Origin of the sequence: Sphingobacterium sp. CZ-UAM, from assembly GCF_002000245.1 — a bacterium.
Classification (GTDB): domain Bacteria; phylum Bacteroidota; class Bacteroidia; order Sphingobacteriales; family Sphingobacteriaceae; genus Sphingobacterium.
The window spans coordinates 619,196-635,306 of record NZ_MTCM01000002.1; the positions used below are offsets into that span (position 1 = coordinate 619,196).

Here is a 16,111-nt window from a genome sequence, read left to right on the forward strand (position 1 = left end):
TGTTTGTTTTTTATAATGTTTAGCTCTATTTATAGATTTTGATTATATTGTATCGAATCATTCGATGAGCAGTGGATACTGTATTTGTTTAATTTTATGAAAGTAAAAGTCAAACAATTTGATGATTTAAGGTATTATATAAATAAACTTTCTTTTCATATGGACAACAACGAAAAAGACATTAGCAAATGCCCATTTCACAATGGAACGATGCGCAACTCCGTTGCGGGAGGGGGAACCCAAAATCAAGATTGGTGGCCAAATAGACTTCGTGTGGATCTTTTGAGACAACATGCGACAAAATCAAATCCAATGGATGAAGGTTTTGATTATGCTGAAGCTTTCAAGCAGTTGGATCTGGAAGCCGTTAAGAGAGATTTGCATACATTGATGACAGATTCACAGGATTGGTGGCCCGCAGATTTTGGACATTATGGCCCCTTATTTATTCGGATGGCCTGGCACAGCGCAGGAACCTATCGTGTAAGCGATGGCCGTGGTGGTGCTAGTACCGGACAGCAGCGTTTTGCTCCTTTAAATAGTTGGCCAGACAATGTGAGCTTGGATAAGGCACGTCGACTATTGTGGCCGATCAAACAAAAATATGGTAAGAATATTTCCTGGGCAGACTTATTGATCCTAACGGGAAATGTTGCACTCGAATCAATGGGATTTAAAACCTTTGGTTTTTCGGGGGGACGTGTGGATGCTTTTGAACCGGAATTGGATGTATACTGGGGATCAGAAAAGACCTGGTTAGGTGGTGATATCCGTTATGCACATGGCTCTGAAGGTGTGGTTGAATCGCATGGTGTTTTATCGGCCGATGATGACGCAGATGGCAAACAACATTCCCGCAATCTCGAAAAACCTTTGGCAGCCGTCCAGATGGGATTGATCTATGTGAATCCAGAAGGACCGGATGGAAATCCTGATCCTATTGCAGCGGCAAAGGATATCAGGGATACATTTGGTCGTATGGCGATGGATGATGAGGAAACTGTTGCGCTAATAGCCGGAGGACATACTTTTGGAAAAACACATGGTGCCGGACCAGCCGATAATGTTGGTAAGGAACCTGAAGCTGCTGGGATTGAACAGCAAGGGCTCGGATGGAAAAGCAGTTACGGTACTGGGGTCGGTACAGATGCCATTACCAGTGGTCTGGAAGTTATCTGGACCCAGAAACCCACAGAATGGACGAACCTTTTCTTTAAAAATCTTTTTGAAAATGAATGGGAGCTTACAAAAAGTCCCGCTGGCGCACATCAATGGGTAGCCAAGGGAGTGGAAGCCACTGTTCCCGATCCTTTTGACCCAAATAAAAAACGTAGACCGACGATGTTGACAACAGATCTGTCACTGCGCTTTGATCCTGTTTACGAGAAGATTTCGCGTAAATTCTATGAGGATCAGGATGCTTTCGCCGATGCTTTCGCCCGTGCATGGTTCAAATTGACACACCGTGATCTAGGTCCGCGTGAACGTTATCTTGGAGCTGAAGTACCTAGCGAAGAATTGTTATGGCAAGACCCCATTCCAGCCGTAGATCATGTATTGGTCGACGAACACGATGTCGAAGATTTAAAAACCACTATTTTGGCTTCAGGGCTTAGTATCGCTGAGTTGGTGACGACGGCATGGGCTTCGGCTTCAACATTCCGGGGATCTGATATGCGTGGTGGAGCAAATGGAGCTCGAATTCGGTTAGCGCCACAACGTTATTGGCAGGTTAATAATCCAACGCAATTACAAAAAGTGCTAACTGTGCTCGAACAGATCCAACAGGACTTTAATGGTAAGCAACAGGGGGGTAAAAAAATATCTCTAGCCGATTTAATTGTCCTTGCCGGAGCAGCAGCGATCGAACAGGGGGCAAGAGCTGGTGGACACACGCTAAAGGTTCCGTTTAATCCGGGACGTATGGATGCTTCCCAAGAACAGACGGATGTAGAATCAATGGGTTATCTCGAACCTATTGCTGATGGCTTTAGAAACTACCGAAAGGGTTCCTACACAGTTTCCACAGAATCATTATTGATTGATAAAGCGCAATTATTGACTCTATCTGTTCCGGAATTGACAGTTTTAATCGGTGGTATGCGTGTACTACAAGCTAATTTTGATGGTTCTCAGACGGGTGTGCTGACCGAACGTCCTGGACAGTTGACCAATGACTTTTTTGTGAACCTATTGGACATGGGAACAGCTTGGGCAGCCATTTCGCAGGATCGGGAACTCTTTGAAGGGACAGACCGTAAAACGGGCGCAAAGAAATGGGTTGCTGGACGCGCAGATCTGGTATTTGGTTCTAACGCCGAATTAAGGGCTGTTGCTGAAATCTATGGTAGTGCTGATGCGAAAGAGAAATTCGCTAAGGATTTTGTCGCTGCCTGGAATAAAGTGATGGAGTTGGATCGTTTTGATTTACACAGATAACTGGACGGAGCACCGCTCGCTAATGTAATCGCAAAGCACAGTAGCGGCGCCTGACAAGCGATTAATAATAGGAAGGCCTGTACATGATTGATGTGACCCCAAAAAGTTGGACGGATTAACAAAATTAAGTTTTTTGTACGAGAGCTCGGTATTCCACCGGGCTCTTTCCATTTAATCTATTTTTTATTCTTTTATTGTTGTAGTAGTGAATGTATTCTTCCAGGGAAAGGATAAACTCTTCTGCTGTCTCAAATCTTTGCGAGTATAGTAATTCTGTCTTTAAGATTCCAAAAAAGTTTTCAGCCACTGCATTGTCTAAGCAATTCCCCTTCCTGGACATGCTCTGTATAATTCCTTGTTTCTCTAAAGTCTCTCTATATCCATAATGTTGATATTGCCAGCCTTGATCAGAATGAAAAATAAGCCCTTTTGTGTCCTTTACTTTATCAAAAGCCTTATGTAACATTTCGTCTATCATCTGCATATTCGGACTTTTAGAGATACTATAGGAGATAACTTCTCCATTGAATAGGTCAAGTATTGGAGATAGGTAGATCTTCTCACCTTTGATGTTTACCTGAGTGACATCCGTAGCCCATTTCTGATTAGGCAAACTTGCCTTGAAATTCCTTTCAAGTACATTGGGGGCAATTCTACCAACTTCGCCTTTGTATGAGCGATAGCGAACTTTCCTGATATTACATTTTAGGTTCAATGTTCCCATTAATCTTTGAACAGTCTTATGATTTATATGATAACCCAAGTTCTTCATTTCGGCCGTTACCCGTCGATACCCATATCTGCCCTTATGCAAGTGATATATGCGTATAATCTCTTCCTTTTCATTCTTGTATTTATCTCTATTATTCAGGCGTTTGAGATGATAATAAAATACCGAACGAGCCATCTGTTTGCAATCCAATAGAATTGCAACATCATGTGCAGGCCTTAGCTCTTCGATGGCTTTCGCCCACTCATTCGTTCGCGGGCTTCTCTTTCCTTGACTAAGGCCGTGACTTTTTTTAATAGTGCGTTCTCGGCTCGCAAACGGGCATTCTCTGCCTGGAGTTTTTCTAATTCTGTTTCAGGCTCGTGCTTCTTTGATCTACTCATATCTTTAGGTGGTCGTCCACGTTTTTTTTGTTGGTGTAGTGCACCATACCCCTCAATTCGTACTGATTTTACCCAGCGCTCTAAAGCGGTTCTGCTTACGCCATATTGCAAAACAACTTGTCCTAAAGATACTTTTTTTTCTATAACAGTCCTTACCATTTCTTCTCTGAAATCAGTTGTAGTCCTGGTATTAGGGCGCTTGAGTAGCCCATTTTCACCATAAAGATTATACTTCCGAACCCAATCCAAGATCATCCGTTCGCCTATATGGCGTTCGCGCGATATGCGTAATATCGGCTTCCCGTTTTTTACTTGAGAAACTATATCTAGTTTCTCCTCAAATGTGTGTTTTGCCATAAATAGTGAACCCCAAAAGTTTTGTCCAACTTTTGGGGTTCACTACATTTGGACAGGCATTTTTGTTTCCATGGGATTGCCGTAGCGATATTTCCTTTTGGGGTAATTTTAGCGACATATACGCGGGTAAAGCGTTAGAATAAGACGCTTTGCAGCCGCTTTTTAAAATCTTTCTCATCCATCCAATCATAGACGGTATCTTTTAGCTTTTTGATAATCTCTGCTTTAGATTCGGCGACAACTTTTTTCTTTTTGGTAAGCACATTGGACACAGGCGTATTCGTGATCTCGACCTTCGTCGCAAACATATTGATATTCAAAACGGGAACAGAAATGCCAAGGATCAGCCCTGGCAGGCCATGGATTAATTCGGGCCCACCCGATATCGGGATCTGCCCGGCAAAAAATGCGACAACATAGATCGAATCTTGTATAATGCCATTTGCACGCCGGCAATCATAGCCTGCAATATTGCGATATTCATCTGTATATTTCCATTTCACTGTAGGCAGCGAGTCCTTCATCAGCAGTTGTTCGTCGCCAAAAGGCAATAATTTGATGAATTCTTTATTCTTAAAATCCATATATGTTTTTGAATCGGCCACTGCTGGATTATACCATGAAACATTGCGATAATTAGCGGGATAGTCTTCCTGCACGGTTTCAAATAAAGTCTCGGTATCGTAAAACTTCAACGTATGATGTGTGATCACCTCAACAGGCCCATTTTTGACCGCATTTTCCACACTCAGTTTGTCCCAAGTATCCAGATCGGGTTTGTTCAGAAAATTTCGTTTCAAGTAGTTCTGCACATGGAATTTTCGTTCAAAAGTAACCGTACCACTGCTCGGAAAGTATGCGTGCTGTGCCTGTATCGCTGTGATGGACAAGCATAAAAGCACGATCATTACTAGTATTTGCTTTTTCATTTGGCATCTCCTTTCATCTGTAAATAATTTTTTCTTCCATCGGCCAGATGGAGCTTACCATGATTAAAATTCACCTTAATCTTGGACAATAAAATTGATAATTTAATCATGGACGGTTCATTGTTGTAAAATTATAGATCACTTTTAACATCCCGTAACGACGCAATACATCGTTGCTTGTCTGGATAAATGCAGTACCATCCTGGTAGCGACGCACTCCAATATTTTTATTTAATATATCGTTGACAAATAGTTGTGCTTCCAAGGATTTATCCTTCAGGAACTTTTTAGAGATATAACCATTCATGTTCATCATGTTAATGGATTGCAATGTCTTTGTTGCTGCCTGATAATTCTGTTGCATGGATAGCGAAATTTTAAAGTCTTTGGGAAAGTAATAAGTGACTTGCGAATAGGAACCGAATTTAAAGGTGGTTTGATTCAGCTCGGGCTGTAAATAGGAATCCATTTTTTCTAAACCGGGGCTTAAATTGATATTAAAATCCAATTTATTGGCCTTATACCTGCTAAAGCCAATCTGAGGATTAAGGTTCCAACTTTGATTCCGGTTGAGCTTGGGTTCCTCATTCAACAACGATAAGTAGCTATATTGGCTATTATAGCTTGCATTCATACCCATGTTCATCCTTAATCCCCATTTTTTTTGCAACATAAAGCCATAGGATCCACTTGCAAACAGACGCCAATTGTCTTTATCAATATTTACGAAGGAAATTTGTCGGGTACCATCTTCGAGATTGTAACGGATACTATTATTGATGCTGCGTCGCCCCTGATCGGCACTAGCGTAAAAATAGAAGCTTTGGTCTTTGAGCTGCTTATATGAGTTGTAATTGATCGAATAATAGTTGTTAAATCCAGCCTTCAGGTCCGGGTTGTCCAGATATTCCACTAAGGGCTGGGCATTTTGTTTGAGCGGCTCAATCTGCGTCAATGAAGGTTGAGTGGTGCGCCCGCTATAATTCAGCCATAAGCTCTTGCTTTTAGAGATTTTATAATTGACCGAAAGTGATGGTCTTAAAGAGATCTGATCGCGTTGCAATACGGTATTCAAATTATTATACGTTCTCTTTACCGCCTCAAACTCAGTCTGATTGCTTACATTGATTGTCAAGGCATTGCTCTTATAATTCAGTGAAGTGTTGATATTATTTTTTAAGCTGGAAAAGTTAAAATCATTTAATATACGCTGATCCAATACCGTGTATTCGCCTGTGATCGAATCTCGATTGAAGGATTGATTGAGCGTCTCTGATTTATTGCTGGAAAAGGCGTAGCCGACTGATCCTGTAATTTTTTTAGAAAGGGGTTCTGTAAAGGTTACCGAAGCGCCATACGTATTATTTCTGAATTCATCTTTTTTAAATTGATCGATGGTGTCGGTACGCCGGCTATTTTCAAAATAATTTTCCGAAAAATACCGTGTATTCGAAAGGTTCCGGTCCGTATTGGCGTTGACATTGAATGTGATGGAGCGACGTTCTTTTTTAAACCGTCGCGTTAGGATAGCATTCACATTGAATTTATCCTGATCGCTCTCCCGATCAGTCCGTGAATTGGTGCTTGTAATCGGATCCCCATTCAGGGTTTTCTGATAAGCTTCCGCTTCGGAGCTATTATCCCTGCTGGATTTATTAAAGCCCATATTAATGGTCAAATCAGCCAATGAATCCAATTTAGAATCGTACCTCAAATTGGCGACATTTGTTCGGTTTTCATTTTCCGTCCGGGTGATGTTACTATCTATTTGTGCCCGCTCAGGCAGGTTATTCTGTGCATTATAGGTACTGGTATTATCCACATTGATCTGACTCCGTTTGTAATTGACATTAATTTTATGCTTGTCATTTTTGGATTTATCGGAATAACTCACCCCCATATTCAGCGCTTTAGGTATACCTCCACCCCTGTATTGTCCATCCCATCCGCCATCAGTGTCGTCACCACTGGAAGAAATCATAATACCGCCACCATCCATCACCTGGATATTGCTGCTCCCACCCACACCATATTTCTGGCTATCTTCAAAGCCCAATCCTACCATGCCATCATTGGCCAGAATACCGTAGGCGGCAATTTTTTGGGAACCTTTAAACTTATTGAGCATGGCTTTTCCGCCGTAGTAGCTATCGGTTCCGGCACCGGCAATGGCCTGACCAAACATTCCTTTCTTTTTATCTTCTTTCAGCTTGATATCAATGGTCTGTGTGCGCTCGCCATCGTCCACGCCCGTCCGCACGGCCAGGTCCGACTTCTTCTCGTAGACCTGCACCTTGCTCACCATATCCGACCGGATATTCTTGGTGATCAGGGTTGGATCGTCCCCAAAAAACTCCTCGCCATCAAGCAGTACCTTTTTCACTTCTTTGCCCTGCGCTGTGATCTTTCCCGTCCCGTCGATGGTTATACCCGGAAGCACTTTGAGCAAATCCTCAACTTTGGCATCTTTCTCGACCTTAAAACTCCCGGCATCGTATTCTATGGTATCCCCTTTGATAACAACCGGAATTCTTCCGTTCACCTGTACCTCTTCCAAAAGCAATGCCGCCTTTGACAGCGCTATTGGTCCAAGATCAAGCCCCTGCGAGGTAATATGGATATCCTTCACGAGGTCGGCATATTGCGGATAGGACACGACCATTTTATACCTGCCTGTATCCAGATTGGCAATTTGGAAAGTTCCATTTTCTTTTGATCGATCAAATTTAATTAAAATAGAATCTTTTGGGTTAAGTAAAGCAACAGACGCTTGATGGAGCTTGGCTTGGTCTTTGGCATCCACGACAGTACCTATAAGCCTATGCTGGGCATAGGAAATAGAACTTAGAGCCGAAAGCACAAGCAACAGAACTAAGGAATAGGCTAATTTCATAAAATTTCCGTTTATATATTGTCGCAATAAAGATATTAATGTTGCTACGGAAAATTCGTAAAATAATGTTAAATAATTGGCAAATTAAAAAATATACGATAAACACCTAAAATACAGATAATTAAAATTTATTGAAAAATATAACGAAGTAAAACATGCCTTAGCGGGGCTTTCATTTCCCGACAAAACAGCTTTGTTAACTTAGAAAGAAATATAGTTTCGCTATTTTTTTCTTTTGGATAAAACAGAAAAAAGGCCGCCAAAAAGTCAAATCAAATCCTTTTGAGTATTGAGTATCTAAAATGGGGTTACGGGGACGAACTATAAAATTGCATAACATGTAACATTGCATAAAAAACGGGGCTATCCAAAAAATGGACAGCCCCGCTCCTAATCAAGTATGTTATTTGGTGTCGTCTACATTTAGATTCAACTCTTTTTCTTTATTAATTAAATGTGCAATGCTGGTGTCATTCAAAATTTGCAGCATCGCATTCCGCACTTCCACAAAGGTATCACGGATGCCACAGGCATGTTCCTCGGTACACTCTTCACAGGAACGGTAGAAATTTAGACTGACACAAGGCAATAAGGCAATCGGCCCATCGATCAGACGCATTACCTGCGATAAAAATACATCTTCGGGCGCTTTATTTAGACTATAGCCACCACCGGCACCTTTTTTACTATAGAGAATCCCTGCGTTGCGCATTTCAAGGAGAATCTGTTCCAAGAATTTTTTTGGAATATTTTCTTCCTGTGCGATCTTAACGATCTGCATAGGTTCATTTCCGTAATTACGACCGAGCACCATAAGTGCCTTTATTGCATATTTTGTCTTTTTGGAAAGCATAATTTGTTAACCCCCTGTTGAATTGCAAATTTACGTTTTTTATTCAATAGAATAAAACACATAAACCTGCCCTGTAAAAGAAGAGCCCTTAGCACAATTTATCGCCGGGATATCCTTGTGCTAAGGGCGAATATGATTTAAAACCTAATTGCTATTGGCCCAGTACTGCGGTAATGGGTTTGCCTATACTGCCATTCGGTTCGGTAATATGCAATAGCGATGAAATTGTAGGTGCGATATCAACAATGTGTACCTCGGTATTGGATACGCCGGGCTTAATACCCCAGCCCATAAATACCAATGGAATATGGGAGTCATAACCCGACCAGGTACCGTGGGTCGTACCTGTAGAACGTGGGGTACCATCATACCACTGCGGTTCACAAACAATCTGGATTGCACCGCTTCGTTTGTAATTGTAACCATTGATCATTTTTTCACGGACAGGCTGTGGAATCATCAGACCTTCGCTCTTTTCCATATCTGCAACATAGGCAACACCTTCGGTGTGGCGCAATTCGCGGATAATTGTCTCTTTGATTTTATCGCGATCCAATTGAAGGGAATCAATTAGTTGATTATTCAAATGTACCTGGTAATTCATCATGCTCTTGACAATTTTTTCCTGCCCAAATTTCTCCTTCAACTTTTTATTAAGGTCGGAGATAATCTGACGGGAATAGAAATAGCCTCCATTTCCTTTCATGTCCATGTAGAATCGGGAATTGTAAGAAGCACCATGGTCAGCTGTCAGGAAGAAAGTATAGTTGCCTTTACCAACTGTGTTATCCAGGTAGGTGAAGAAATTTGCCAGCTGTTTATCCAATTGCAGATAAATATCTTCAATTTCAACTGCTGTCAAGGAATAACGGTGTCCCACATAATCAGTAGCGGAAAGACTGACACAAAGGAAATCGGTATTTTTAGTCGGATTGTTTCCCATCTGCTCATTCTTGATGGCTTCCATTGCCAGATCCAGGGTAAACTGGTTGCCCATGGGTGTTGTCTTGATCAATTCAAGTCCTTCATCTTTCATCAGCTTAGATGTCGCACGCGGCAAGGTCGGTTTATCTTCACCGGGGTATTTCCCTTCATAGATATTATCATCCGCAATACTGTTGGTTGCATAGGTGCTTACATCGTACATCGGCTTCCAGTCTGCCTTAAGATACTTTTCAGCTAATTTTTTCTTATTGAAGTCAACTACCCATTTTGGCAATTGGTCCATATAGAAATTAGAGGTAATCCAATTTCCGGACTTCGCTTCAAACCAATAAGCAGCATCCGCAAAATGACCCGCAGGTAATATTCCGCCCCTATCCTTAATGGCAATACCAATGACCTTAGATTTGAAATTAGAAGCAAGTTTCAATTGATCTGTTACGGTAGAAGCCAGCAAATTCCGAGGGGATTGTTGTCCTTCCTTTTCTGTTGTACCTACGCCGACAACATTATCATCCTGGGTACAATACATATTCTTGCCGGTAAGTTCTTCGATCCAATCATTCCCTGCAATACCGTGAATCGACGGGACAGAACCGGTATATACCGAACTGTGCCCGATAGCGGTATAGGTCGGAATATAATTGATCAGGGTATTCTCACAGGAGAAGCCTTCTTTCAAAAGTCGCTTGAAACCATCATTTCCATATCGATCCGCAAAACGGTATAGATAATCCCAACGCATCTGATCCACCATCAGACCGACGACCAATTTAGGTCTTTCCGGTTGTTGTGCCATGGTGGAGAGTGCTGCTATTCCAAATACGACACTTAAAAAAAATCTTTTAATCATAATAGTATTGAGTATTTAGTATTGAGTATTTAGATTTTAGTTTTGGCAAACCTTTGGTTTACTAACATGATCTTTCATTCCTTGCTCTTTAATTTTAGTTGCTATCCAAAGTACGGGCATATCGCATTAATAACGCATGCTAATGTAGGACTTAATCTTTTAAATGTGCCTTTAAAAATTGTCCTGTATAAGAATCTTTACAATGTACCAGATCTTCTGGAAGTCCTGCAAAGACCAACTTACCGCCTTTATTACCTCCTTCAGGCCCAATATCAATCACCCAATCGGCCGACTTGATCATGTCCATATTATGTTCGATGACCAAAATACTATTCCCAAGAGCGATCAGCGCATCAAATGATTTTAAGAGCTTTTTGATATCCTGAAAATGTAAACCTGTAGTCGGTTCGTCAAAAATAAATAAGGTTTTCTTGCTGTTATTGCCTTTGATAAGGAAAGAAGCAAGTTTAATCCGCTGTGCCTCTCCGCCAGAAAGTGTACTGGAAGACTGCCCGAGCTTCACATAGCCCAGACCTACGTCCTGTAGGGGCTGTAACTTAGCCAATATCTTAGGCTGATCGCCAAAGAATACAATGGCTTCATCCACGCTCAGCTCAAGTATATCCGCTACGGATTTACCTTTATACTGCACATCAAGGACAAACTGTTTGAAACGTTTTCCGCCACAGGCCTCACAGGGCAGTACAATATCGGCCATAAATTGCATTTCGATTTTCACTTCTCCTTCACCCTGACAGACATCACAACGGCCACCCTCTACATTAAAAGAAAATGCTGCAGGTTTCAATCCAGCAGCTTTGGAAGCAGCCTGATTGGCATACAATGCCCGGATTTCGTCCCAGGCTTTCACATAGGTCACGGGATTGGACCGCGAAGAACGACCGATTGGATTCTGGTCCACCATTTCGATCTGCTCCACCTGTGCTATATCACCTTCGATGGAATCATATACGCCCGTTTGTTCACCGGAATAATTGCCAATTGACTTCTGCAATGCCGGATAAAGAATCCGTTTTACCAGGGAGGTCTTTCCAGAGCCCGATACCCCAGATACAACAGTAAATGTATTTAAAGGGAACTGTACATCGATCCCTTGAAGGTTATTCTCATGCGCGCCCTTCACGGTAATGCTATGGGACCACTTACGTCTTTTCTTGGGCACTTCAATCTGGCTTTTGCCACTCAGGTATTGCCCGGTCAAACTCTTGCTGTCCTTTAAGATCTCGCCGTATGTTCCTGCAAATACCATTTCCCCGCCATTGATCCCGGCTTCGGGACCGATATCAATCAGGTAATCTGCGGCTTCCATCATTTCCTGCTCATGCTCGACCACGACAACCGTATTGCCTACATCACGCAGGGATTTCAGTACCGAAATCAGGCGCTGTGTATCACGCGGATGCAATCCAATACTAGGCTCATCCAACACGTAAATAGAGCCGACCAGGGAACTTCCAAGTGAAGTTGCCAAATTGATCCGTTGCGATTCTCCGCCGGATAGTGTATTCGACAGGCGGTTTAGGGTAAGATAACTTAAACCAACATCACATAAAAATTGTAGGCGGTTATTAATTTCGGCCAATAAACGTTTGGCGATCACCTTTTCATTTCCTGTCAACGATAAATCCGTAAAAAATGACAGGGCCTCTTCAAGCGGCATCAATACGATATCGGTGATGGACTTACCCCCTACTTTGACATAAGTCGCATCTTTGCGCAACCTCGTTCCCCGACAATCCGGACAGTCCGTCTTGCCACGGTAACGGGACAACATCACCCGGTATTGAATTTTATAGGTCTGCTCTTCGAGTTCTTCAAAGAACTTGTTAAGTCCAGTAAAATAGCTATTTCCTGTCCACAGAAGTTCCTTTTGCGCTGCAGTCAGATCGGAATAAGCACGGTGTATCGGAAAATCAAACTTTAGAGAGTTTTTTACCAACACCTGTAACCATTCGCCCATTTTCTCCCCACGCCAGGGAGCAATAGCCCCATCATAGACAGAGCGGCTTTTGTCCGGAATAACAAGATCCGGATCTATACCAATGATCTTCCCATAGCCTTCGCATCGACGACAGGCACCATAGGGATTATTGAAACTGAAGAAGTTGGGACTGGGTTCTTCGAAGGTAATTCCATCGAGTTCAAACTTATGTGAAAAATGGTGTCTTTTACCGTTTTCTTCGATATATAGCTCCCCTTTACCCTCAAAAAACCCCGTTTGAATGGAATCGGATAATCGATTCATGGTATCATCATCCTGTTCAATACGTATCCGGTCCACGACGATCAATACCTCGCCATCCTGAATGGTTTCGTTGGCCATGCCCTTATCGTCAATAATGCTTTCGATTTTTTGCATTTTATCCTGATAGACGACACGGACAAATCCCTTTTGCAGCAAAAGGGACAACTCTTCCTTGAGCTTTCGCCCATGGGAAGGTACCAAGGGAGCCAACAGTGTCACGGATTCGCCCGCGTCCAATTTCAGGGCAAAATCTACCACCGAACTCACACTGTCTTTGGTCACCTCCCTGCCCGAGACAGGAGAAATCGTCTTACCGATCCTTGCATAGAGTAATTTCAGGTAGTCATATATTTCGGTAGAAGTCCCTACTGTAGACCGGGGATTACTGGTAATAACACGCTGCTCAATGGCAATTGCTGGGGCAATACCTTTGATGTAATCCACCTCGGGTTTGTTCATCCGGCCCATAAACTGCCGTGCATAGGAAGAAAGACTCTCCACATAGCGCCGCTGCCCCTCAGCATAGAGGGTGTCGAAAGCGAGGGAGGATTTTCCCGAGCCCGACATTCCGGTAATGACAACTAATTTATTTTTGGGGATATCAACATCAATATTCTTTAGATTATTGACCCTGGCCCCTTTTATCTGAATATATTCTTTTGGAGTATGCTCCACTTTTTGACTCATAATAATCCTTATCTCCCACAAAGTTACGCAATCTTAGCTGATTATAGTCCCAATGAATTAAAAGCTCGCGCGAAAAAACATCGTAGTGATCATCGTATCGTACTGTGCGTTAAAGGTTACCTTTTTTCATTTCACCAACGGCATAATCGACGGCTCTCGCCGTTAATGCCATATAGGTCAGCGATGGATTTTGTGTTCCGGTTGAGGTCATACAGGCGCCATCGGTAACAAATACATTTTTTACCAAGTGTAGCTGGTTCCACCTATTCAGTAAGGACGTTTTTGGATCCAATCCCATGCGTACGCCGCCCATTTCGTGGATATCCAGCCCCGGATTTTGCCCGCTGTCACTGACGTTGAGATTCTTGACCCCTGCTACCTCGAGCATCTCCTGCCCCTGCTGAAAGAAGTCGTCGCGGGATTTGTAATCATTCTCCCCGTAACCAACGGCAGTAATCAATTGTGGGATGCCATAAGGATCTTTCTTATCAGGACTCAAACGCACATGATTGCTTTCCTGTGGAATCGTCTCCCCCTGCATCATCATGGTGACTCCCCAGCCTCCCAGCTCAGATAAACTATCTTTGTATGCTCCGCCAACAGACTGGCCATCAAAACTCCCGCCTCTTGAACGGTAAGCTCCAAAGAATGATGCATAGCCCCGTAAAAAATCGGTTTCCTGTCGATGTACATTTCTAAAATTGGGAATAATCGGTTGGGTGGGCCTACGCCCATAGTAATATTTATCTTCGTAGCCCTCCATTGTACCGCTTATTGTCCCCAAATAATTATGAAAGGCCACGTATTTTCCCAATAGCCCACTATCATTCCCCAGGCCATTTGGAAAGCGGGCGGAAGTGGAATTCAACAGAATCAAATTTGTTGCCAGTGCTGAGGCATTCACAAAGATGACTTTCGCAAAAAATTCCTGACTGGTCTTAGTCAGGGTATCCACAATCCGGACACCGACTGCTTTTTGTAAACGATCGTCATAAAGTATAGATTCGACAATTGCCTGCGGACGAACGGTCAGCTTTCCTGTTTTCGCCGCCCAGGGTAAAGTGGATGCATTGGAGCTGAAATATCCACCAAAAGGACATCCACGATGACACAAGCTACGTGCCTGACACTGGCTACGCCCCTGATCAATATGGATCTGCCGGGGCTGGGTCAAGTGAGCACAGCGCCCCTGGATCACCGGGCGATCTTTGTACTGCGACTGAATACGTTGTTGTATCGTTTTTTCGACAACATTCATCTCCCATGCCGGAAGAAAATCTCCATCTGGCATGGCCTCAATTCCATCCTTATTACCCGAAATGCCAGCAAAGTGCTCAACGTAGGAATACCATGGCGCAATATCGTCATAACGAATAGGCCAATCCACGGCAAAACCATCCCTTGCCGGGCCTTCGAAATCGTACTGCGACCATCGCTGGGTCTGACGGGCCCAAAGAAGCGATTTGCCCCCAACCTGATCGGCCCGAATCCAGTCAAATGGCTTTTCCTGGATATATGGCTGTACAGCATCGGGCAAAAAAAAGTGTTTGGCATCTTCGCGGTAGACATAACATTTTGAAGCAATGGGATTCTCATTTCTGGTCTGCAGATCCACCTGCCCCCCATACTTAAACTCCCAAGGGTCCGTATATGCTGTCGGGTAATCCTGAATATGTTTGGCATCTTTACCCCGTTCCAAAACAAGGGTTTTTAATCCTTTCTCGCAAAATTCTTTGGCGGCCCATCCACCGGAGATGCCCGAACCGATCACTATGGCATCAAAATGATTTTCCTTGCTCATGCGTATATTTAGGTCATATTTGAAAAGGTAATATACTGTAAATAACAGCATTGCAACAAATACTCTAGGAAAATCCCATAATTTTGTTACAAAATAACCACTGTATATCCGACATTGAGCAGGTCTTGTCTAATGACACTTTTTCACATTGCCACCTGATGTTTCAAACAATTATTTTGAATATATATCAATTAACAATTAATCCTTCTTAATTTTTGCTAGTCTTAAAAATATAGTTTTGATAACAATGTAGCAATACCAATAGAAATTGCGTTTTAATAATAAAATAAAAAATGGTTATGAGAAAAAATCTATTTAAAGTAATGGTCATGATGCTGTTCGTCTTCGCAGCATCCACAACAGTAAGTAAAGCACAAATGGTAATTGATAAAATAGACTTAAGTATTTTTCCAGCGGCAGAAAAGGGATACAAAAAAATGGTGATCGAAGTTCCACATTCGGACAACGATAAGAATAAAAAAATCGAATTCGCTGTAGGTAAATGGATGGAAGTGGACGGTTGCAACAATTTTAACTTAGCCGGTTCCCTTGAGAAGAAAGATCTTCAGGGCTGGGGTTATGATTACTATGTATTCAAAACCAACGGGAATGTAGCAAGTACCATGATGGCCTGCCCGGATAAAGCCAAGAGAAATCTTTTTGTAAGTGCCCAACCTGAAACGGTACGTTACAATGGTCGAATGCCTATTGTTATTTATGTTCCTGAAGGTTATGAAGCGCAATTCAAAATCTATTCGACAGATGGAGATACCTATCGGGCTGCTGAAGTCAGGGAAAAGAAAAAATAATAGCCACTACATTCTGTTTAGTTGGCCCAAAAACAACAAACAAAGCTGATAATGAAAAGCCTTCAATAAAAATTGGAGGCTTTTCCTTTTTTGTAGCCATCGAACAGAAAAACACGCTGATCTCTTCAAAATCCCGCGAAAATACCAGCCTCAACAACATGATTAACAA

10 protein-coding genes are annotated in these 16,111 nt (G+C 42.5%); 2 read left to right on the plus strand and 8 right to left on the minus strand.

The annotated features are described in order from the left end of the window. The first annotated feature begins 159 nt into the window (after window positions 1-159). On the plus strand, window positions 160-2,439 hold the full coding sequence (gene katG / locus BWD42_RS12665) for a catalase/peroxidase HPI (protein WP_077437011.1): 2,280 nt from the start codon (window positions 160-162) through the stop codon (window positions 2,437-2,439). A gap of 124 nt (window positions 2,440-2,563) precedes the next feature. Here the strand turns inward: katG and BWD42_RS12670 are convergent, their stop codons facing one another. The 8 genes from BWD42_RS12670 to BWD42_RS12705 all read right to left on the minus strand — a co-directional run bounded on the left by BWD42_RS12670 (window position 2,564) and on the right by BWD42_RS12705 (window position 15,133). Further along, on the minus strand, window positions 2,564-3,466 hold the full coding sequence (locus tag BWD42_RS12670; RefSeq protein WP_254846236.1) for an IS3 family transposase: 903 nt from the start codon (window positions 3,464-3,466) through the stop codon (window positions 2,564-2,566). Then, window positions 3,388-3,909, minus strand: coding sequence for a helix-turn-helix domain-containing protein (locus BWD42_RS12675; protein ID WP_077436747.1), 522 nt, complete (start codon window positions 3,907-3,909; stop codon window positions 3,388-3,390). Before BWD42_RS12675 ends, BWD42_RS12670 begins: the two co-directional genes overlap by 79 nt. A 134-nt stretch (window positions 3,910-4,043) precedes the next feature. After that, window positions 4,044-4,838, minus strand: a complete 795-nt coding sequence (locus BWD42_RS12680) for a GLPGLI family protein (RefSeq protein ID WP_077436748.1) — start codon at window positions 4,836-4,838, stop codon at window positions 4,044-4,046. A 106-nt stretch (window positions 4,839-4,944) separates the two neighbouring features. Next, the gene (locus BWD42_RS12685; RefSeq protein WP_077436749.1) at window positions 4,945-7,731 is read right to left on the minus strand and encodes an outer membrane beta-barrel protein; all 2,787 of its coding nucleotides are present in this window, start codon (window positions 7,729-7,731) and stop codon (window positions 4,945-4,947) included. Between the two features lie 403 nt (window positions 7,732-8,134). Beyond that, window positions 8,135-8,584: an RrF2 family transcriptional regulator gene (locus tag BWD42_RS12690; RefSeq protein ID WP_077436750.1), complete on the minus strand. Its 450-nt coding sequence runs from the start codon at window positions 8,582-8,584 to the stop codon at window positions 8,135-8,137. Window positions 8,585-8,735: 151 nt separating this feature from the next. Next, entirely contained in the window at window positions 8,736-10,379 is a 1,644-nt protein-coding gene (pafA, locus tag BWD42_RS12695) for an alkaline phosphatase PafA (protein WP_139351146.1), read from the minus strand. Window positions 10,380-10,530: 151 nt separating this feature from the next. Continuing rightward, window positions 10,531-13,332, minus strand: a complete 2,802-nt coding sequence (uvrA, locus tag BWD42_RS12700) for an excinuclease ABC subunit UvrA (RefSeq protein ID WP_077436752.1) — start codon at window positions 13,330-13,332, stop codon at window positions 10,531-10,533. A gap of 109 nt (window positions 13,333-13,441) precedes the next feature. Then, on the minus strand, window positions 13,442-15,133 hold the full coding sequence (locus BWD42_RS12705; RefSeq protein ID WP_077437012.1) for a GMC oxidoreductase: 1,692 nt from the start codon (window positions 15,131-15,133) through the stop codon (window positions 13,442-13,444). Between the two features lie 299 nt (window positions 15,134-15,432). On the opposite strand from BWD42_RS12705, the gene BWD42_RS12710 reads away from it, so the two are divergent. Further along, window positions 15,433-15,942, plus strand: coding sequence for an ecotin (locus tag BWD42_RS12710; RefSeq protein ID WP_077437013.1), 510 nt, complete (start codon window positions 15,433-15,435; stop codon window positions 15,940-15,942). Window positions 15,943-16,111 lie beyond the last annotated feature (169 nt).